The 21,334-nt window shown below is 60.2% G+C and carries 16 protein-coding genes; 6 read left to right on the forward strand and 10 right to left on the reverse strand.

Annotated elements, in window-relative coordinates; translation table 11 throughout:
• Positions 1 to 32: 32 nt before the first annotated feature.
• Both F3H98_RS03460 and aspT read right to left on the reverse strand, forming a co-directional pair.
• Positions 33 to 2,744, reverse strand: coding sequence for an aminotransferase class I/II-fold pyridoxal phosphate-dependent enzyme (locus F3H98_RS03460; RefSeq protein WP_149758249.1), 2,712 nt, complete (start codon positions 2,742 to 2,744; stop codon positions 33 to 35).
• Between the two features lie 34 nt (positions 2,745 to 2,778).
• Positions 2,779 to 4,470, reverse strand: a complete 1,692-nt coding sequence (aspT, locus tag F3H98_RS03465) for an aspartate-alanine antiporter (protein ID WP_149758251.1) — start codon at positions 4,468 to 4,470, stop codon at positions 2,779 to 2,781.
• Positions 4,471 to 4,934: 464 nt separating this feature from the next.
• On the opposite strand from aspT, the gene F3H98_RS03470 reads away from it, so the two are divergent.
• The 5 genes from F3H98_RS03470 (at position 4,935) to ydiK (ending at position 9,408) form a co-directional block, all read left to right on the forward strand.
• The gene (locus F3H98_RS03470) at positions 4,935 to 5,453 is read left to right on the forward strand and encodes a hypothetical protein (protein WP_149758253.1); all 519 of its coding nucleotides are present in this window, start codon (positions 4,935 to 4,937) and stop codon (positions 5,451 to 5,453) included.
• Entirely contained in the window at positions 5,450 to 6,685 is a 1,236-nt protein-coding gene (locus F3H98_RS03475) for an HlyD family secretion protein (protein WP_149758255.1), read from the forward strand. Before F3H98_RS03470 ends, F3H98_RS03475 begins: the two co-directional genes overlap by 4 nt.
• Positions 6,686 to 6,862: 177 nt before the next feature.
• The gene (locus tag F3H98_RS03480; protein ID WP_149758257.1) at positions 6,863 to 7,204 is read left to right on the forward strand and encodes a potassium channel family protein; all 342 of its coding nucleotides are present in this window, start codon (positions 6,863 to 6,865) and stop codon (positions 7,202 to 7,204) included.
• Entirely contained in the window at positions 7,185 to 8,276 is a 1,092-nt protein-coding gene (gene cax, locus F3H98_RS03485) for a calcium/proton exchanger (protein ID WP_149758259.1), read from the forward strand. Before F3H98_RS03480 ends, cax begins: the two co-directional genes overlap by 20 nt.
• A gap of 40 nt (positions 8,277 to 8,316) precedes the next feature.
• A complete protein-coding gene (gene ydiK / locus F3H98_RS03490; RefSeq protein ID WP_149758261.1) occupies positions 8,317 to 9,408 on the forward strand; it encodes an AI-2E family transporter YdiK in 1,092 nt (363 codons plus the stop codon).
• Between the two features lie 27 nt (positions 9,409 to 9,435).
• Here ydiK and F3H98_RS03495 read toward each other — a convergent pair whose 3' ends face one another.
• From F3H98_RS03495 to F3H98_RS03530, 8 genes are all read right to left on the reverse strand, one after another.
• Complete coding sequence (locus tag F3H98_RS03495; RefSeq protein ID WP_244621589.1) at positions 9,436 to 9,807, reverse strand: hypothetical protein; 372 nt, start codon at positions 9,805 to 9,807, stop codon at positions 9,436 to 9,438.
• A 175-nt stretch (positions 9,808 to 9,982) separates the two neighbouring features.
• Positions 9,983 to 10,816: a universal stress protein gene (locus F3H98_RS03500; protein ID WP_149758263.1), complete on the reverse strand. Its 834-nt coding sequence runs from the start codon at positions 10,814 to 10,816 to the stop codon at positions 9,983 to 9,985.
• A gap of 78 nt (positions 10,817 to 10,894) precedes the next feature.
• Positions 10,895 to 11,845 carry a DUF2950 domain-containing protein gene (locus F3H98_RS03505; RefSeq protein WP_149758265.1) on the reverse strand — a complete coding sequence of 317 codons (951 nt, stop codon included), beginning with the start codon at positions 11,843 to 11,845 and terminating at the stop codon, positions 10,895 to 10,897.
• A gap of 48 nt (positions 11,846 to 11,893) precedes the next feature.
• Positions 11,894 to 13,282 carry a DUF3300 domain-containing protein gene (locus F3H98_RS03510; RefSeq protein ID WP_244621590.1) on the reverse strand — a complete coding sequence of 463 codons (1,389 nt, stop codon included), beginning with the start codon at positions 13,280 to 13,282 and terminating at the stop codon, positions 11,894 to 11,896.
• 452 nt (positions 13,283 to 13,734) lie between these two features.
• A complete protein-coding gene (locus tag F3H98_RS03515; RefSeq protein ID WP_149758268.1) occupies positions 13,735 to 14,397 on the reverse strand; it encodes a VIT family protein in 663 nt (220 codons plus the stop codon).
• 74 nt (positions 14,398 to 14,471) lie between these two features.
• The gene (locus F3H98_RS03520) at positions 14,472 to 15,254 is read right to left on the reverse strand and encodes an ATP-binding cassette domain-containing protein (protein ID WP_149758271.1); all 783 of its coding nucleotides are present in this window, start codon (positions 15,252 to 15,254) and stop codon (positions 14,472 to 14,474) included.
• Positions 15,247 to 17,496 (reverse strand): ABC transporter permease, encoded by a 2,250-nt coding sequence (locus F3H98_RS03525; RefSeq protein ID WP_149758273.1) that lies wholly within the window; start codon positions 17,494 to 17,496, stop codon positions 15,247 to 15,249. Before F3H98_RS03525 ends, F3H98_RS03520 begins: the two co-directional genes overlap by 8 nt.
• 85 nt (positions 17,497 to 17,581) lie before the next feature.
• Positions 17,582 to 18,664, reverse strand: coding sequence for a substrate-binding domain-containing protein (locus F3H98_RS03530; protein WP_149758275.1), 1,083 nt, complete (start codon positions 18,662 to 18,664; stop codon positions 17,582 to 17,584).
• Positions 18,665 to 19,162: 498 nt separating this feature from the next.
• Here F3H98_RS03530 and F3H98_RS03535 point away from each other — a divergent pair, with 498 nt between their 5' ends.
• Positions 19,163 to 21,313 carry a caspase family protein gene (locus F3H98_RS03535; RefSeq protein WP_149758278.1) on the forward strand — a complete coding sequence of 717 codons (2,151 nt, stop codon included), beginning with the start codon at positions 19,163 to 19,165 and terminating at the stop codon, positions 21,311 to 21,313.
• Positions 21,314 to 21,334: the final 21 nt, after the last annotated feature.

The raw sequence follows: 21,334 nt of genomic DNA on the forward strand, positions 1-21,334 counted from the left end.
GCGTTGGCGACGAACATCGGGCTTAACTTGCCTCAACGCTTGACCCTCGCCGCGACAGCATCGGGCTTCAGCAGCTTGAGGCCCCGCGCCTTCTCGTATCCGTGGATTTCCTTCACATCGAGCTTGCGCATAAAGTCGATCGTTTCCTGCGTCAGCACCTGCCCCGGCACCATTATCGGGAACCCAGGAGGATAGGGGATGACGAAATTCGCCGAGACCATCTCCGGTCCTTCGCTCAGCCGACGGTCGCACTCCTTGCCAAAGAGAGGGACATATTCGCAAACCGACGGGTCATAAGCGCCAAAGAACGCGGTGCGGATGTCGCCTTCGGGAGTGGTTCGGCCGGCGTCGCCGCGAAACACCTCGTGAAAACAAGAGAAGTTGGGCAGGTCAGGGACATCGGTCATCAGCGACTTTACCCGCGCCGCAAAGGCTGAGCGTTCGCCCTCGCCGCCATCGGCCAAGCGCTTCTCGATACTCTCGCAAATCTCGACCAGAACACGCACGAGATGTGCGACATCGCTGCGTGTGTTGTTGATGTTCGACTGCAGCAGCACGCTGTTGCGTGAAGTCTTGTTGAGCTGGATGTTGTAGCTGGTCGCCAGGAGGCCTTTGAATTGCGTCCCGTCGAAACCGGCGGTGCCGCAGACCATCGTCATACGTGTAGGATCGAGGTAGAACTCGTCCTCACGCATCGCCTTCACAACCGCCGCCCAGGTCGCGCCCGGCGTCAGGTAATCCGTGAACCCAGATTGCCGATAGGCGTCGGGTATCATTGCATCCGCGCCGAGTACGCGGAAATACTTCGAGATCAGCGGATGGTCGTTCACAGCGCGTCGGATCTTGAGCGCGATTTCGATCGCATTCATCACCAGCCCGTAGCCTTCGAGTTCCATCTGTCTGCGCGCTACGTCAAGGCTGGCTATCAACTGCTGGTTGGGACTCGTCGACGCATGGGTGAAAACCGCCTCGTGGAACTGGGCCTCGACGGTGTGGAAATCCACGTCCTTGACCAGCAGCATCGACCCCTGCCGGATCGCCGACATCGATTTGTGCGTCGAGTTGGTCTGGTAGACGCGCAGCCGCACCTGACGGGGGTCCGGAATCAGGCGCGCGGCCAGCAACGCCTTGTCCGAGGGCTTGTCGCCCAGTTCCTTGCGCTGCTTCTCGTAAGCCGCGACGGATTCGGGGTTGCGCAGCCATGCCTCGATCTCGACCGCCGCCCCCATTGCAGTGCGCGGGCGCAGGAATGGAGAGAAACGCGCAAATCCCGACCACGCCTCGTCCCAAAGGAAAATGAGGTCGGGCTTGATGGCAAGGCATTCCTCCATCACCCGCCTGACATTGTACATGTGCCCATCAAAGGTGCAGTTGGTAAGGTCGAGCAGCTTCACCCGATCGAGCCGCTTCTCAGCCCGCAGCGCGAGCAGCGCGCGCTTTACCGTTGCAAGCGGCACCGCGCCGTACATCGAATATTCGGTCATCGGAAAGGCTTCGACATAGTAGGGCTGGGCGCCGCTCAGAACCATGCCGTAGTGGTGCGACTTGTGACAGTTTCGGTCGACCACTGCGATGTCACCAGGCGCCAACAATGCCTGCACTGCCATCTTGTTCGACGTCGACGTGCCGTTCGTCACGAAGAATACGTGGTCAGCGCCAAAGGCGCGTGCGGCCATCTCCTGTGAGCGCTTTATGTTGCCAGTAGGCTCCAGCAGGCTATCCAGGCCGCCGGTCGTGGCGCTGCTTTCCGCCAGGAACAGGTTGATGCCGTAAAACTCCCCCATGTCGCGAATCCAGTCCGACTGGAACACCGACTTGCCGCGGGCGATAGGCAGGGCATGGAACGTGCCGATTGGCCGGCGGGCGTATCTCTTCAGATTGTCGAAAAAGGGAGTCTCGTAACGAGCCTGCACGCCCTCCAGGACGGCGAGGTGCAATTCGAGCGGCTCTTCGACTGCATAAAAGATGCGCCGCACCGAGTATGCCGCGGCGTCACCGGCGAGCTTTTCCACCTCACGGTCGGACAATAGATAGATGTCGAGTTCCGGCCTGATCCTCTTCAGTTCGCGTGCAAGGCGCAGCGCAGAAACGTCCGGTGCTTCAGACGCGCCCAAAGGATCGAGCACGGAACGCAGGACAGGTGCATCGTGGCGCGAACGGTAGGGGAAACCTTCAGCGAGGACGACCGACGCAATATCGGGGTTCACCGCCGTTGCGCATACCGCATCCTCAAAGGAGCCGACGAAGATCGGCTCGTAAATGAAAGAATCCTCCGGTCGCCTCAACCTTCGGATCTCCGCGGCGAGCGCTGGCCAACGCGCCGCCGGCTGGCTGTTGACATAAAGCACCTCGAAGTAGGGCCGCCGGGCGCCCGCTTCGCCTGTGGCAGGCGGCATGACGTCCGCCACCTCGCCCGGCGCCATCTCGTCGTGGACATCCCACTCGGCCGGGCGCCCGCGATAGACACGGGTGAGCAACCCGTTAGAGATACGCCGCGCAAGTTTTGCGGCACCGCCTGCGTCGTCCGTGGCGATGCACTCGTTCAGCGCTCTCATCAGACGGAGACCCGGATAGGCGTGGTATTCCTCGGTTGCCGATATTGCAGCGACGGCCGCCTCCAGCGCAGCCCGATCGCCTCGCTTGGCTGCCCAGGCATCCGCTAACGTCGTGATCTCGCGCCAACTGTCGTCGCGCGCGGAATGGATGAGCAGGAACTGATCGATATGTTTGGCTTCGCGCGACAAGTGTTCTCACTCCATCGAGAAGAAGTCTGATGGGTCAAGTCATCAGCAACACGAGGACCATGCCCCAGACCGTCAGCAAGGTGTTTCCCACTGCGTAAGTGACGGTGTAGCCAAGCCCTGGGATCTGGCTCTTGGCACGGTCGTTGATCATGCCAAGTGAAGCAGTCGTCGTGCGTGCACCAGAGCAGCACCCCAACAAGATCGCGGGGTGGAACCGGAACACATACTTGCCCACATACATCGCCAGAACCAACGGCACGGTCGTGGCCACGATACCCCATAGGAAGAGGCTGAAGCCGAGTTGTTGCAGGCCGGCGACGAAGCCCGGACCTGACGAGATGCCGACTACAGCGATGAATATGTTCAGGCCGACCGAGTTCATGAACCATACCGTCGACGACGGTATCCGCCCGAAGGTCGGGTGTACCGAACGAAGCCAGCCGAAGACGAGCCCGGAAATGAGCGCGCCTCCCGAAGTGGACAGGGTCAGGGGAATGTCGCCGACCTTGTAGACGAAGGCCCCGACAAGCGCGCCGATTGCAATCGCGGCTCCGATGAAGGCGACATCCGCAATATCGCTCGGGCGATCGGCCACGCCGATATATTTTGCCGCGGCGCTCGTATCCTGGGTGCGACCCACGATAGTCAGGATATCGCCCCGATGCACCTTGGTGTTCGGCAGGATCGGAATCTCCGTTGCCGTGGCTCCACGCACAATCTTGCGAAGGAAGACACCGCGCGCCACCGGCTCCACCGCGAGTTCGGCCAGCGTCTTGCCATCCAGCTTCTTGTTGGTCACCAGTACGTCGACGCCTTCGACTGGCACCGCCAGCAGGTCCCGATCCTCAACTTCCTCGGCCCCCTTGCCAACCAGCGCTACAAGCACTTCGCGGCGGCCGGCAACGGCTAGAATGTCGCCCGCCTGGATGACGGTATCCGCCGTTGCATCCATGATCCTTCCATCCCGTTGGATGCGTTCGACAAACACCCTCTCGCCGACGATCCGCGACTCTGCCTCTCGCGCGGTCAGTCCAACGGCCATTCCTCCCTCGCGGACGCGATAGGCCCGCAGTTCGTAGTGGTGCCACGCAGTACCGGCACCACCTGCCTCCTTCTTGCCGCCATGCTCTTCCTCGTAGCGTTTGCATTCCGCCTCAAGGTCGATACCAAGCAGTGCCGGCCCAAGCAACGCCAGCACGATAGCCGAACCCACTGTCCCGAAAATGTAGGTGACGGCATAGGCAACGGGCATTGCATCGAGCAGCCGCTTGGTTTCGTCCGGAGGCAATCCAATGCGGTTGATCGCGTCGGTGGCCAGGCCCATGGATGCCGAAATCGTTTGTGAGCCGGCATAAAGTCCCGCCGCGGACCCGACGTCATAGCCGGCAATCTTCGCAGCAAGGAAGGGTACGGCCAGGCAGAAAACGCAGACGACTGCCGCAAACAGAGCCTGCGGTACGCCATCCTTGGCAATGCCTCGGACGAATTGCGGCCCCACTCCGTAGCCAACCGCGAACAGGAACATCAGGAAGACGGTAGCCTTGAGTGGCGGCGAAATCGTAATGCCGAGCTGACCAATGATAACGGCCGCGATGAGTGTTGCTGTCACCGCGCCAAGGCCAAGGCCCTTGTAGGTGAAAGAGCCGAAATAATAGCCCAGGGCCAAAGATAGAAAGATGGCGATCTCGGGATAGCTGCGGAGAGTGTTTGCGAACCAGTCGACCATGCTGTTACCCGCTCATGTGGCGACGACCGGCGATGTCGTCGGTCGTTCTGGTGATTAGAACTGGACAACAGCACCAGCGGAGCCGATTGGACCGCATGGATGTCGGCGTCCGCTGCGCACGACCAAGTCCGCTGTGAACCGGAACGGGACAGCTGCCGGTGAACGCCCATGCGGCGGCAAGAGGCTGCTCGACCATTCTCCTGGATGTCCGTTTTCCCCTCACGAACCCGCTAGCGCTCGAAAATCGAAGGCGGCGCGATAGCAAGCATTGGCTGCAAGAGAACAATGTCAGAGAAGAGACAAGAAAAGCCAGCGCCCAAGTGTTATATACGGTTAACTGAGGCAGCAGTCGGTCGTTTCGATTGCATTTGCTTATTGTCGGAGTATCCTCGCCAAAACGCTCGAAGACTTTGCGTGTGTAATGCGCGGGTACAAGAATCGCGAGCAAATGAGGGAGTGCAGGAATGTCCGAGGCAATGCACCCTGCGGCCCCGCATTATCTCCCATCGTTCATAACAGGCCCTGGCGAAACCGATGTGTTGTTCACCGGGGCAGTGATCTTTCTTGTTTTAGCCGTCATGGGGCTTGGAAGCTTATACTTCTGGCTCCACGCCTTGCCGGAACGCATGTCCCACGGCGCAGGTCAGCGCCAATTCCAGTTGGTGGCGGTCCTGTCGCTGCTCGCGCTGTTCACCCATATACAAGCGTTCTGGATTGCCGCGTTGCTGGTTGCTCTCGTTCCTGTACCTGACTTCTGGACGCCGTTGGCCAGCATGGCCGACTCGCTCACCAAAATGGCAGTGAGGTGGTCTCGCTCCGCGGGCGAAAGGCAACACGAAGCCAGCCATGAGCCAAGTGCAGCCCCTCACACCGGGAAGGAAATAAACGGAAGTGACCTTCTCGACGAAATGGCGCCGACCCGTGCAGTTGCAGCCTCCGACGATCAATTTCAGGTCGCTGCGGCGGGAGTGCGCAAGCAATGATTGAGGTTCTGCTTTGCTCGGTGTTGACCGTTCTTCCGGATTTTCTGATCCGGAGGTTCGTGCAGGGTAAGAGGATTGGTCATGAGATCACCCTCTTTTCCGTGTGGTACGAGCTGCGATACGGAATTACAGCATGTATTGGTCTGACTATAGTTCTGCTGACACTTATTCTTTACTACCATCCATCGACGAGCAGCGCGGTCTCATTGTATCGCACGATCCCCATTCTCCCCGAGGGCTCCGGCCGCGTCGAGGAGGTTTATGTAGGAGTGAGAGACCGGGTCGAAGCGGGCGATCGCATCTTCAGGCTCGATAGCTCGGAGCAGGAGGCGGCCCTGGAGACCGCGCGCCAGCGCGTATCAGAGATAGACGCTCAGTTCGAACTGGCCAAGACCGAACTGGCCGGGGCCGATGCGCGGATCCAGGAAGCCCAGAGCGCCTATCAGCAAGCACTCGATGAATTTGAAACCAAGTCCGAGTTGCAAAGGCGTAGTGCTTCTACAGTTGCCGAACGGGAAATCGAAAGGCTCGCCAACCTGGTTGACGGGCGCAAAGCCTCCGTTTCGGCTGTCATGGCTAGCAAACAGGCCGTCGAGACCCAGATTGCTTCCGTTCTGCCGGCGCAGAAAAAAAGTGCGGAAGCCTCGCTTGCGCAGGCCCAGGTCGAACTGGACAAGACTGTCGTCTATGCGGGCGTCGCAGGCACGCTCGAACAATTCACGCTTCGCAAGGGTGATATCGTCAATCCCCTGATGCGGCCGGCCGGCGTCCTCATCCCAACCGACGCTGGCAGGAAGGCGCTGATCGCAGGCTTCGGCCAGCTCGAAGCCCAGGTCATGAAAGTCGGCATGGTCGCCGAAGCGACATGCATTTCAAAGCCGATGGCCATCATTCCAATGGTCGTAACCGAGGTCCAGGATCTGATCGCAGCAGGCCAGGTGCGGGCGTCGGACCAACTTATCGATGCCCAGCAGATCGTCAGGCCTGGGACGATAACCGTCTTTCTGGAACCACTTTTTGAAGGTGGCTTCGACGGCGTTCCGCCGGGCAGCAGTTGCATCGCCAATGCTTACACCAACAATCACGACCGCTTTGCCGAGGGGAACTTGGGAACAGTACAATGGGTGTTCCTGCACGTCATAGATACCGTCGGCCTGGTACATGCAATTATACTGAGGTTCCAAGCGCTCCTTCTTCCCGTGCAAACGCTTATCTTTTCCGGCGGCCACTGAAGCGACGACACCGAGCCGGTGCTGCATGCTCGTATTCGCCGCGTTGAATTTCCGCTCGTCTCACGTCCCACGCTAGCCCGCGCGGGTAAGCGACTTCGACGTAACGAATTGCAACGCAACGGTGAAAGGGGAAATTCATTGGCTGGAGAAATATCTCCTAAGCACCGATCACGACGGATGAGGCGCACGTTTTTTCGTGCGCTCCTACAGCAACTGCGTGTCCTGTGGCCGATCTTTTCCGGGATATTCCTCGCGATGATGGCAGCCGGTCTTATCATCGGCCGCATAGAGAACTGGCGGATCGATGAAGCTCTTTATTTCACCTTCGTGACGGGCCTTACGATCGGTTACGGCGATTATGCTCCGCAACATTTTCTTAGCCGGTTGCTGGCGGTAGCGATCGGCTTCGCGGGTATCGTGGTGACGGGGCTTGTTGCCGCGGTCGCAGTGCAGGCGCTGAAGGCCACAGACCGCAATCCCCTGGACGAAGGCAGACAAAATGAGCCCCTTGCTGAGTGAGATCCGCTCCAATGCCGTTCTCTGGCTCCTGCTGTTTGTTCCGGTGGTCTTCCTTGTCAGATTTTTCGACCCGGAAGCGCATACACTGCTCTTCGTGCTTTCAGTACTGGCGATCTTGCCGCTGGCCACATTGCTGAGCGCCGCAACCGAAGCGGTAGCATCCAAGACTGGGGATTCGGTTGGTGGTCTGCTCAACGCCACGCTCGGAAATCTTACAGAACTGGTCATTGCATTGACTGCACTGCATGCCGGTCAGTACACCTTGGTGAAGGCTTCCATCGCTGGAGCTATTGTCGCCAACACTCTGTTCATGCTGGGTGTCTCGTTTCTGCTCGGCGGCCTCAAATACCATGTCCAGGTCTACAACAGAGAGAGCGCCCGGCTGCAAACGAGCCTGCTGCTTCTGGCCACGATCGCGATGGTCACACCATCGATGGTATCCCACGTCGATGCCCTGGATACCTCAGCCTTCACGCAGCAGCTGAGCGTTGGACTGTCGGTGATCCTGGTCGGCACCTATGCGATGGGCCTGCTTTTTTCACTCAGGTCCCACCGGGAACTTTTTGCTGGCACCGCACATGCGGAGGCAGGCGAAGAAACGTGGCCCATGGGACTTGCACTTGCGACGCTGGCCGGCGTCACGGTCCTCGTAGCCTTGGTAAGTGAAGTGTTCGTTGAGTCCGTGCAGCAGGCGGCCGCCACGCTGGGCATGACCCCGGCATTTGTGGGTTTTGTCGTCGTTGCATTGGTGGGCGGCTCGGCCGAGATGGCATCGGCATTCTCCGGCGCGCGCAAGAACCGGCTGGACCTGAGCGTTGGCATTGCGCTCGGGGCCGCGGCACAGATCGCGCTCTTCGTGGCGCCAATGATGGTGTTCCTCAGCTACGTCATTGGCCCGGCGCCTATGGACTTGCTGTTCTGGCCCGGGGCCGTCTCCATGGTGCTCATTGCAACGATAACTGCATCCCTGTTGACCAGTGGCGGACGTTCAGCATGGTTCGTCGGGGTGCTGCTGATAATGGTCTATGTGATTTTCGCCATGACGATCTACCTGCTTCCACCACCAGTCTAGAAAGCTGGTCGACCGTCAGGGTTTGTTTGGAGGGGTTGTAATGGACCCGGTCGGTTCGCCTCACCTCGTCAATCCGCGCCAGGATCTCACGCGTGTCACGCTTGGGGTGCTGTTCATCGGCAGTCTACTCATAGCCAGCCTCTGGGTTTTGAAACCGTTTCTGCCGGCGATCGTCTGGGCTGCCACACTGGTGCTCGCCACCTGGCCGCTTATGCTTTGGTTGCAACGCCATACCGGAAATCACCGCGGCCTTGCGGTCCTGATCATGACGTCGACCCTGCTGTTGCTTGTGATTGTACCCATTTGGCTGGCACTCAGCACGGTCATCACAAATATCGACCAGGTTGGCGATCTGGTTCGGTCGATCCTTTCGCTGCGGCTGCCAACGCCACCTGCCTGGTTGACGGAAGTACCACTCGTCGGAGCACGCGCCACCGAAGCATGGGAAAAGCTCAACTCGGCGGGCATGCAGGAATTGATCTCTCCCTATGCGGGAAAGCTGACCTACTGGTTAGCATCGGCGACGGGAAGCCTTGGTGGCGTATTCATCCACTTCCTCCTGACAACGGGAATCGCCGCGGTCATGTATTCGGGAGGTGAACGCGCCGCTGCCACCGCAATCCTGTTCGGCCGCCGGCTAGGCGGTATTCGCGGAGAGACTGCCGTGGTGCTGGCCGGCCAGGCGATCCGCGCCGTGGCCTTGGGCGTGGTGGTGACCGCCGTTGCGCAGAGCGCTGTGGCCGGCATTGGGCTGGCCGTTGCGGGCGTACCCTATGCTGGTGTGCTAATGGCATTGATCTTCATATTGTGCCTGATCCAACTCGGCCCCATCCTGGTAATGGCGCCAGTAGCAATCTGGATGTATTCGTCAGGCGATTCACTGTGGGCTACGGTGTTGCTGCTCTTTGCGGTTGTCGCAGCGACGATGGACCAGTTCATCCGCCCCGTCTTGATCCGCAGGGGCGCGGATCTTCCCATGTTGCTTATTCTGGCCGGTGTTATCGGCGGCCTTGTGGCGTTTGGCATGCTGGGCATCTTTATAGGCCCTACCGTGCTTGCGGTCGCCTACACGCTGCTCAATGCTTGGATGGACGAGCATCCGGACGGACACGCTGCGTCTATCCCGACATGATGGGGAGCAACAAAGGCATCTCAAGGATCAACGATGCAAGTCATATGCTTGGCCCGCAGTTCTTAGTTGCTCGAGTGTTTTTCCGGAACAACTTCCCGACCATTCACCGCCTACTGGCGTAGCCTTACCTGTTATGGTGATCGTGCCAGCCCGATTATCGGGCGACATATAAACGGCAGCCCCGTCCGGCCCGATTTTGGATAAATAGTAAATGTGAACAACCCCGCTTAGTTCACAACGCACCAAAACGGGAAAGTCCTCGAACGATGCCTCTTGGGCATACGCACTCGGGCTGTACATTCCAGCAAGGGAAGATTGCGCGATGGCAACAAGAAGTATCCCTCTGAATAGCCGAAGCGGCTTCAGGAAAATATCATCACCAGGCAGAATATGGTTCATGATTACCATCCCTTGACTATCCGACGCGACCAAATCGACAGCCGCATCTGCTCAATCCTATCAACTCAGTTTCATCTGTTAAACCGTCATAATCGAGGTGAAAATCAGCTTTAGATCTTTGCTCGATTGGCTACTTCGGGCCAGAGGGCGTTTCGCCGGGCCGTCACCGTCCCGGTCAATGCGAAAGTAGGATCGGCAGACGGACGTCCCTCAGAATGCCATTCGTGACCCCACCGAGAACAAAATCCCTAAGTCTGGTATGGCCGAATGCCCCCATGACCATCAGGTCGGCGCCGATTTCAAGCGCGCGATCCTGAAGTGACACCTCGATCGGGCCATCCTCGGTTCCGAAGGGCATTGCCTCGGCCGATAGCCCGCGTGCGTTCAGCCCTTGGGCCAGGCGTTCAGCGGCATTCGTCTCTGATAGAGGCTTCTCGTCCGTCACAGTAAGCACAGTGATCCTGGACGCGCGGCGCAAGACTTCATGTGCATCCGCCACTGCACGCGCCGCCACGCGGCTGCCGTCCCAAGCAACGGCAACATTTCTTAGCTCCCTCACCGGATCGACCTCCGGCAAGAGGATCGTTGGCCTTCCCGACCCGAATATGATGGCTTCTGCCGTCAACCTGGCCGTGGGATTGTTGGCCCAGGCGCAAAGCACGAAATCATGATAGCGCGCTTCAATTGCAGCGGTATCATTGAGCAAGGTAGCGTTTGAGGCGACCGCGCCTGTGATTGTATCAACGCCTGCTTGTTTCGCTTCCTCCACCAGCTTTGCCAGAAACGCTTCACCGTGCTCCCGGCACTGGGCTTCGGCTTCCCGGGTCATTTTTGAAACGTCGACCAACTTCCGCGACAGCGCATTCGAGATGGACCGGACCTCTACGTTGATAGCCAAGGCATGCAGCTGCGCGCCGAGGGCTGCCGCCATTGCGAGCACTCCGGGGATAGCTGTCTCAGGACTGGGGTCGGGGTAGGTGATGACAGGAAGCAGGGCTGTAGTTTTCATTGGGAGCCGCCTTCTGAATGCGGGGTACGCAACAGACGTCTAATCCGAAGGGGCACATCCGGGATGCGCATTGTCTGCTCATTCCCCCGGATCGTTGACGACGGTCCAGCCGTCATCGGGATCGAACATCGTGATCTTTTCGACAAGCGCCGCCGTATCGGACCCCAAGTCCTTTTCGTAGACGGTGCCGTACTGGTTTACCACGAAGGTCATGATGCCTGTGCGGTCGTATTCGGCTGGCGCGGCGAGGAGCGCAAAGCCGCCAATCATGTTGCCGTTGACGACATAGTCGTACTGGCCGCCTGCGACATTTGCCCCCTGGCCGTTCAATATGCGGTAGCGGTAGCCGAAATACCCATCCTCGGGGGCGGTCGCCAACTCGGCCTGGCTGATCAGCGAACCAAAAGGACTTTCCGGCACACCGTCGCCGGGTTCCCAGTATAGGCCGTCATAGGTTTCGGGCGTGCTGATCAGCTTCTGCGCGTATTCGCTAACGCCGTCCTCGTCCCAGTCGGTTTCCTTATAATCCTCCTGGGCATCGACATAGGCGCGCATGTTGGCGACAGTGCTCAGTTCGTTCTCGCCGATCCTGCGGTTGATGACTTCTTCCAGCCCGGCGATGGTATCGAACGCCCATTTGCCCTCTGTCTGCACGACCGGGAACGGAAACGGCCACACCTTGTCGCCGAGAACGAGTGTCTTGAGGTCGGGATCAGTCTCCTTGACTCCAATCGACTCTGCCGCTGCCTGCTTGATCTCACCGAAGCTTTCGTCGATCTCCTTGGACTTGGCCACCTCGGTGGGCTCAAGCCCCAAGAGCGATGCGACCGCCTCCTTGTCATTCGCCGCGAGTCCATTGCGGAACGCTTCGATGAGTTCGTCGAGCGTGGCGAAGGACGGGGGCGCCTCGCCGATAAAGGACTCGAAATCCTTCACCGTGTTCGGTTCTGCTTCCTGGCTGCTGCCTGCCGAAAGCGTGAGAACACTGAGCGAGAGGGCGAGAGTTGCAGTGATGAGGTACCGGTTCATGGTCGTGTTCCTGTAAGGTGCAACGGCGAGCGGCAATGCCTCGACACGTTACCGACGCCTTCCGCCTCCACCTCGTCCGCCTCCACCCCGGTGCATCTGGCGTCCGCCTCCACCCCGGCTCATATGGCGTTGCCCGCCGCCTCGGCTGTAGGCGCCGCGGTTGGAATGGTTGGTGGCGACCCTGCCAGGCCTGGGATTTCCCATCGCCGAGGGCTTGCGCGGCCGGTTGTCCACCCGCGCCGCGGGCTTTTGTCGAGTTGTCTTCTTCTGCGCCACCTTTTTGGCCGCGGACGTGTTTATGGCCGACTTGGCCTTCCTTTGCTGGTCCGACACGCGTTTTGCATCCGGTCGCACCGTTCCCGGCTTCGGCAGTTTGGCCTGAGGCCGATCCTTCAATCCTTCGGCGACGTTCTTGCGCACGTCCTTGCCCTTCAGATCGTGCGCTCGTGCCTGCCTTCCCGTGCCCGTCTCCCGGCGCTCCTTGGCCTTGCTGGCAATGTTGTTGAAGTCCTTGCTCTTCAGGTTCTGCTTCAGCTTCTCCCGATCGATGTTCGCGTTCTTGAGATTGAGCTTGGAGCGGTCGATGTTCTTGAGGTCGAGGCCCTTCAGCCTGTCGACGTCGATCTTGTCGATGTCGATCTTGTCGAAGTCGATATCGATGTTGTCGCCGATGTCGACGTCGAGATCGATATCGCCACCCCAGGTTCCCCAGTCGTCCCAGTCGACCGCGGCAGCCCAGATCGCACCGGTAGCGAGTGCTGCCCAGTAAGGCGCGGTCGGATAATAATAGGATGGATACGGATCGTAGACGATCGGGTCGCCCGCTACGACGTAGTCAGGCTCATAGAGCATTTCGGGCGGATAGGTCGGGATATAGACTGTCTGCGGATCGGCAGACTTTATCACGACGTTATCGCCTTCGTTGACGACCTGCACCTGTTCAGTCGTCTTCAGATAATCCTTGGCGACCGCTTCGTCGCGCAATTGCTGGATGGCAACCAGCAGATCCTTCTGCTGGTTGGCGGCCGCGTCCCCCAACTGCTCGGTCCATTCGAGATCGTCGTTCATCGTCTTCACGATCTTCGGATAGTTGAGCAGCGAAATCACGCTGCCGTCCCATTTGTCGCTTGGCTCGAGGTCAGGCGACTTTTCCTTCTCCTCCAGGAAACGCGCCGCCTGCACGATTTGCAGCGGATAGAGCGAGGCCGCGATGGTGAGCGCGACGAGATCGTCAGGGTAGAGCGCGATCGGTGCCGCCAGGATCTTCAGTTCATCGAGCGTCAGCGGCGCGGCTTCCTCGCTCTCGACCGCGGCCGATCCGCTGTCGGGCGCCGGCCGGGGAGTGGGTGTCTGGGCATGTACCGGAAGACCTGACAACATAAGGAGGGCGAGAGCTGCGGCGGCGGCTCGGCTTATGTTGAACAGAACATTTTTCATACCGACAACTCCTCGCCTCATCGAGCATCGGGGCCCCGCCAGATCATCTGACACACTGGGCGCGACCACCCCCTCGGCTGCCGTCTTGGTACCGAACAGCGGGAGTATTGCGCGCATGACAAACCCGAGGGCGAAGGCAATTGTCAGCCCGACGGTAACGGCTGGTTGCCAGAACCCCTTCCCGCGCAAGTTTCGTCTAGGTCTCCCGGCGTTCCTACTCTTGTCAGAGCGGTGGGGCTTTGCTGGGCAAGAGCGCCACAGTCTGATCTTGTGGCCTTCACGCGCAAACATCCAAGTCGCATCAGGTTACTTACAGTTATTTACGGAACGGCAGCGTGTGACCTAAAGACTAGTCCGAGGCCAAAAAGCGTGCAAGGCCCCAGCAGGCCCCGCTTGTTTGCCGCAATCCAGGACGGCAGGTTGCAAGTTACTGCAGCAAAGCTTTCGCTGGTTCAACCGCCTAGCGCGATGGTCAGTGCAACTAGAAAACAACCGAGCAAGACCATGGAACCGGCAGTCAACCAAGGTCGGTACCCTACCAGATGTCCGAACGCAAAACCGGCGATCATCATCATCAAAACGGCGATCGAGTTCGAGACGCGGAGTGCAATCTGGACGTCCTGGATAAGCAGGAATGGAACAACGATCGGGATCGTCGAGCCGAACACCAGCACAGATACGGCCGCCGCGCCCAGCCAGTCTTCCTTCTCGAGCTTTGCTGGCTTGCTGCTACCGGCAGATTGCGACAGCGTGGAAAGCACCTTGTCGAGATCGGCGGCGGTCAATGCCGACGCCATCAGTGGGGGCAGCCTGGAAGCAATTGCGGCCCTTGCTTCCTCAGGTGTGGCAGCCCGAAGAACTTGGGACATGGTCTGCCTGTCTGCTGCTCGTTCCGCAAGACAACCCATAAGATACATGATTGCATCGATGAGCGCCCAAGCCAAATTGCAGCCGATAGCGCCGACCAGCATTGTGCGTACCTCGGGTCGGCCCGCCCCTGCAACGCTCAAAGAGCCAGTAAAGGTAAGTGCCATGATCAATCCGAAAAGCACTTCGGAAATGCGGTCGATAGGTTCGAGAACACGCCTTGATGAAGCCAGATGCTCCGCGCCCATTGGCGACCCCCAATAATCCGTCTTCTTGGCCGTGGACCATCCGGATACGCAGGGAAAGAGCGGCCCACGACCAGTTAAATCGCTCGTGCCTCATCGGCCGTTTGCGCGTTCTCTCTCGTGCCGGAGACGATGATCTCCAAGACCTCGCGATCGTCGGTGTCCTTGACGAAGCGGTCGCCGACGTTCTCGCCTCGCTTGAGTACCATTACCCGGTCGCCCACGGCGAAAATATCGATGAGACGGTGCGAGATGATGATCTGGGCAACGCCCTGTTTTTTCAGTTCCAGCATCGTCTCGAGCAGCCGTTCGGTCGCCATCACCGAGAGATTGGCGGTCGGCTCGTCGAGGATAACCACGCGCGGCTCGAAAGAGATTGCGCGGGCAATCGCCACGGATTGCTGACGGCCGCCCGACAGGCTCTCGACCTTCTGGAAGACCGAATTCACATCGACCTTGAGCCGCTTCAGCACGGTGTCGGCTTCGGCGTACATTTTCCGCCGATTGATGAAAAAGCCCCTTCGTGGCCACCGGCCAAGAAAGATGTTCTGGCCGACGTCCATGTTCCCGCACAGGGCGAAATCCTGGTAAATCATTTCGATGCCGACGTCGCGGCTCTCGTGCGGGCTCCTGAAATGCACCGGCTGCCCGGCAACGAAGACCTGACCGGCATCGCGCTGATAGGCTCCGGTGAGGATCTTCATCAGGGTCGACTTCCCGGCAGAGTTGTCGCCGACCAGGCCCAGGATCTCGCCCGGATAGAGCACGAGGTCGACATTGCGGAGCGCCTGTACTGCCCCGAAGGCCTTTTCAATGCCGCGCATCTCCACGATCGGTGCTGGCCGGGCCGCGTCAAGCATGGGTGGTGTCCGTTGCCGGCGCGCGGCGCGCGAGCTTGGCTCGCAGGCGGCCGAAGAGGTTGACCTCGCGCACCCAGATGTCGATCAGGACCGCCACGATCAGGATGAGGCCGATGAAGACATTGATCCAGTGCTGCGGCATCGCGAAACCCTGAACGTTGAGCTGCAGCAGCGCCCGGACCAGGGTGATCACCGCTGCGCCGGCGAGCGCACCTATCATTGTGCCGTAGCCGCCGAAGATCGAGCCACCGCCGATGATCACGGCGGCGATGGCGTCCAGCTCGCGGAACTGGCCGGCCACCGGGTTGAAGCTGCGGAAGTAAGCGACGTTGATGATTCCGGCCATGGTGGCGCACAGCGCCGCCAATATCAGCGAGAGGAAGCGGACCCGGTTGGTGTTGATGCCGGCATAGGCGGCGGCGCGGACGTTGCCGCCGGTGGCGTAGACCTTCTGCCCGAACGGCGTGTAGGCCAGCACGATGCCGGCAACCAGCGCGACGAGCAGCATCCAGATCGTTTGCACGCTCACCACCTCGGCGACAGAACGCAGGAGCCCGTCCGGAAGCGAGATGCGGTAGTGAAGCAGGATGTCGTTCACCTTGCGGCCAAGCAGGTTGTAGCCTTCAGGCCAGCCGGTCAGCTGCTGGCCGGCGACGAACCAGGCGGCGAGGCCGCGGGCGATGTAGAACATACCGAGCGTGGCGATGAAGGCCGGCAGCTTGAAACCGACGGTGACGATCGCGTTGACCAGCCCGGCGGCCATCCCGGCGAGCAAGCCCATTGCGACTGCGGTGGCGGGATCGGCGCCGAGAACCTTCAAGAAATAGGCCGCAGTGCTTCCGGCGAGGGCGAGGACCGCCCCGACCGAGAGGTCGATGTCGCCTGCGGCGATAACATAGGTGAGCCCGATGGTGATCAGCGCCAGTTCGGTGTAGTTGAGCAGGATCGCGAAGCTGTTGGACAGGTTCCACCAGTAGTCGGGCCTGAGCGCCAGGCCGGTCAGCCACAGCACCACGGTCAGGATGATGGCGAGGGCGTCGCGCCGGGCAAGGAACGTGCCGAGCCCGGTCGCCGACAGTGCAATGTCGGTCGTCATCGCTCCCTTGGTCTGGACGCTCTCGATCGCGATGCCGCCGATCTCGTAGGCCGGCGGCGGCGGTCTGCCGCGGAGCCATGCCCAGAGGCGCGCCGCGACCTGGCGGCGAATGAGATAGGGCTCGATCAGCACGGCGAGAATGAGCAGCAGGCCGAGGAAGACCGGCACCGCCCCGACCGGCAGCGAGAAGACCGCGTTGACCGCCACCTCCTCGTTGCCGATCTTTATGATGCGGGTGATCGGCCAGCCTTCGCGCAGCACCTTGTCGAGCAGCACCACCAGCAGTGCACCGAGGCACGATCCGGCCACTCGGCCGCGGCCGCCAAGGATCGATGCGCCACCGATGATCACCGCGGCGATGACGGTCAGCTCGCCGCTGACGCCGTAGAGGGGTGTCACGCCCTTGTCCTGAGCGGCTGACATCAGGCCGGCGAGCGCGGCGCACAGCGAGGAGATCAGGTAGGCCCGGATGCGCACCCAGTTTGTCGGGATGCCGGCATAGGCCGCGGCCTGTATGTTGCCGCCGGTGGCGAAGGTCTCGTAGCCCCAACGCGTCTTGGCGAGCACGTAGGCGCCGACCATCGCGACGACGGCGAAGATCACGATCTGGTTGTTGAAACCCAGGAGATTGGTCTCGCCGAGATGGAAGAAAAGGGGGTGCTCTGTCGCCTTGGCGGGATAGTAGATCGACTGGCCGTGAGTAAGCGCGAGCACGAAACCGCGACCGATGAAGAGGATCGTCAGCGTTGCGATGAACGCCGGCACCTTCAGGATGGTGACCAGCACGCCGTTGATCAGCCCGATCACTGTGCCGAGGAGCAAACAGAGGACAACCGACGTGACGATGCCAAGATCGAGAAAGCTCGGGGCGAACAGCCGGGCGAAGACGACGGCGACCAGGCCGTAGGTGGAACCGACCGATAGGTCGAGGTCCTTGTTGACGATGACGAAGGTCATTCCGACCGCAATGATGCCGACCCGCGAGCTGTCACGCAGCAGTGCGTGGAACGCTTCGGTCGAGCCGAAGAAGGCGGGATTGACAAATGCCCCACCGAGATAGAGCAGCACGAGCAGGATAAGCAGGCCCGTTTCCCAGCCGCCAACAAGCTGGGACGGAAGGCGGCGAACAGAAGCTTCGTCGGTCATGCGCGCAGACAGGGTTCGGGTGACGTTATGCAAAGGCGCGGGAGGACGCCAGTCCCCCCGCGACGGCTTGCGACCGCTGTCGAGATCAGTTCTCGAACCGCTTGCCGACGTCTGCAACCGTCTCCTGCGTCACGAGCTGCGCGCGCGTGTCGAGGTTGGCTGCCGCGATGCCCCGGTCGATCTCCAGCCAGAGCTGCATGACCGGCCAGAAGCCTTGCAGGAAAGGTTGCTGCCCGAGCGCGCCGGTGAGATCGCCGCTCTTCAGCGCATCCTGCTGGGCCGGCCCAAGGTCGAAACCATAGGCGCAGATTTTTCCCGTTTTTCCGGTTTGGGCGACGGCCTTGGCGAGCGCCGGTGTAAACACGTTGTTGCCGGCGAAGGCGCCGACCACGTCCCCGCGCGATTCGAACAGCGTGACGATGCCGTTCACAGGGTCGTTCGGGTTGGTATCGATGCCGGTGTTCTCGGGACCCGCATCGACCTTGAAGGCATTGAGCTTCCCGGCGTCTTTCAGGCTCTTCACAATGGCGTTGAAAGCCGAGGTGACGCGGTTGTTGACCTCGATGTTGCCCATCGCGGTCGACGACGGCAGCACGATCGAGCCCTTCTCTATGCCCTTGTCGGCCAGGCATTTGACGAGCGCCTCGCCGGCGATCGCCGCCGCCGACGCGTCCTGGCCGGTATGGCTGATGCCGCTCCGGTTCAGGATGTTCCCGTCGAACGAGTTGGTCGTGGCGACCGGTATGCCGGCCGCCTCGGCCGCCTTGACGATGTCGTTGTAGGCGCCGACCTGCGGCGTGGTCATGATCAGGCCGTCGATGGTCGGGTCCTGCACGATCTGGTTCAGGATCTCAATCTCGCGGGCCGGATCGTCGGTGGGCGATTCCGAGCCGAGCAGCAGGATCTTGGCTCCGATCAGGTTGCCAGCGACGGTCGCGCCGACATAGACCGGATCAAAGAAGCCGTTGCCGGCCGTATGCGTTACGATGGCGAAAGTGAGATGGCCGTCGGCCGAATGAAAGTCCTTCGTGCCGGGGGCCTCCTTAGCGGCATCCTCGAAGCTGTAGCCGCCGACTGCCTTCTCGACGCCGCCGGATTGCGCGAACGCATGCGGGACACCGAGCAACAACGCCGCGGCGTATGCCGCGAGCGGAACTGTCCGTCTCATGATTATCCTCCCTTGCATCCAACGGTCAGAAGCCGTTCGACCTTTTTGTCGGATAAATCTGACAGCTTCCTCCCAGCGCGGGATAATCCGCCTAAAGCGCGGTCAGGTAAATAGCTCCCAACCTGCATGGAGAAATTTTTTCGGAACTCGAAGTATCTAAAATCATCAAGGCAGCCGAATACCGCTCACGCGCGTGAATTGATGCAGCATAAGCCGCCAGACCTCCTCCGGTGACTTCGGTCGGCTTTGGACTTGCTCATGCTGCGGCACAATTGACCCAGTTCGAGTGCGAAACCGTGGCCAGAGGCGTCTACGCGCGACCCATCCGAAAATGAAATGGGTGATATCACCGTGACCGGATTGCGCGATCATAGTCTTGGCGCATCGGCAGCGGCCGCAGACGCCTGCGGCGATCAACGCGATCGAACTTGATTGGAATCGGCGGCCATCTGGACTATTTTGAAGTGCCTCATGGCGGAACGAACTGGGGATGGGAGCATGCTTTTAACAAGCTCGCCGTTTCGCAAGAACAGACCCCTCATTTTCCTTCTAACGCTTTTCGCTGCGTTGAACCTGGTTTCTGCAGGCAACGCCCAAGCAGAAAGGCGTGCGGCGATCGTCGTTGGCAACGGCGGATACACGTTTGCTCCCCTGACGAATCCCCTGAACGATGCCAAGCTCATCGCCAATACCCTGACCGAGCTCGATTTCGATGTCCTGCTTTTCTACGACGTCAAAAAGGCAGCCGTTAAGGATCTGAAAGAAGCGATCCGCGCGCACCTCGTCGGCGCGGACATGGCGGTTTTTTATTATGCGGGCCATGCCCTGCAGTTCGAGCGCCAGAACCTGCTGCTGCCTGTCGACACGACGACCGCCTCCGCAAAAGAGATCGTTGCCGCCGCGGTGCGGCTTAACGATCTGATCGATATTGTGAAGGACGACCCCGTCGGCGTGAAACTCTTTATCCTCGACGCCTGTCGCGACAACCCGGTTGCGAAGGAAAAGGGCCTGGATGAGGGTCTCGCCTATACCGAGGCGGGAAGCGGTCAGGTTCTCATCGCATTTGCCACGAGCGCTGGGGAAGTTGCCTACGATGGCACCGGGATAAACAGCCCGTATTCCTCCGCGCTGGCCAATGCGTTGCAAACGCCCAATCTGGATATCTACGACACGTTCCGGACGGTGCGTGGCGATGTCCGCCAGGCAACGGGTGGATTTCAGATCCCCTGGATCACGGGCTCGATCGAAACGAAATTCGTGTTCAGGGAAGGCGGCGCAGAGGCCGCTATCGCCGGGTCGGAACAGCCGACCGAGGCCGGCAAAGGCCTGACCATCGACGAAGTACTCTGGTCCTTCATCAAGGACAGTCCGAACCCGGAAGATTTCGGCCGTTTTGCAACGGTCTTTCCAAAGAGCCGTTTCGCCAAGGAGGCGACCGAAAAGAGCCAAGTACAAATGGCGGCGCTTTCCCAGCGTGGCGTCTTCGTTAACGGCGCCCTCACCTCCGCTCCGATTGCGGCCGACATTCTGGTCGTCGGACAAAGCAGTGCTGCTAGCGAAGAATTTGTTTTCCAGCAGGCCGGCGAACGCGCCGTCAGTGAGACGTTTCGTGCATGGCCGTCCGAGCTGCCCGATACCGAGCTAGGCATGAAGGCGCTGGTCACCGATTGCGACCTTTATGCAGCTGATCCCAACGACCCGCAGCGCGCTGTGCCCGGTGTCAGCAATGGGCTTGTCAATGTTCGCGATGCGCTGCGGGCCTGCGGGTTCGACCTCGCTGCCGACATCAACAATCCCCGGTTGTTGTTCCAATTCGGCCGCGTTCTCGAAATTGCGCGGCGCTACGATTGGGCCGAGCATTATTATGAGCTTGCGGGCAAGCAGCAGTACAGCGCCGCCCTCGTGAACCTCGGTTACATGGCACGTGTCGGGATGGGGCGCGAGGTCGATTACAAGCGGGCGTTCGACTATTACATGCAGGCTGCGGCGATGGGCAATTTGAGGGCGCGCACGAATATCGGCACGGCGTATATTCGCGGTCAAGGCGTGCCGGAACTGCCGGAAGAAGGCATCCTGTGGTACAAGCTCGCCGCTTCCAGCGGGTGGTCGAATGCGATCACCGCGCTGGGAGATTCGTACAGCAAGGGCGTCGGCGTTCAAAAAGACGCGGTCGAGGCTGCGAAGCTCTACACCGCCGCGGCGGACATGGGCCAGATCGATGCCATGAGCAATCTCGGGCGCGCCTATATCGGCGGCTCGGGAGTAGAGAAGGACGTCAAGCGCGGTCTCGAATTGCTGCTGAAGGCCACCGACATGGGAAACCAGTATGCGCCGCGATTTGCCGGCCAGCTCTTCCTCAACGGCGGCGGCGGGGTTAGCCGTGATACAAAACGTGCGCTCGGCCTGTTCGAACTCTCCGCGCGGCGCGGCTTCGAAGAGAGCTACCTCGATCTTGCCAAAGGCTACCAGGACGGTTCCTTCGGCAAAGCGGACTTGCCGCAAGCTTATCTCAACGCCGCCTTGGCGGAACGGCTCAAGGTCGAGAAGGCCGGCGAGTTAAAGGAACAGATCGGGAAGAAACTGAAGCCGGACATCCGCCGTAAAATGGAAGCAGATGCCGAAAGATTCATTGAGCAGAACGGCAAATGACGGTTTCATCCATTACGTTGT

Source organism: Neomesorhizobium albiziae (assembly GCF_900114255.1).
Taxonomy (GTDB): Bacteria; Pseudomonadota; Alphaproteobacteria; order Rhizobiales; family Rhizobiaceae; genus Neomesorhizobium; species Neomesorhizobium albiziae.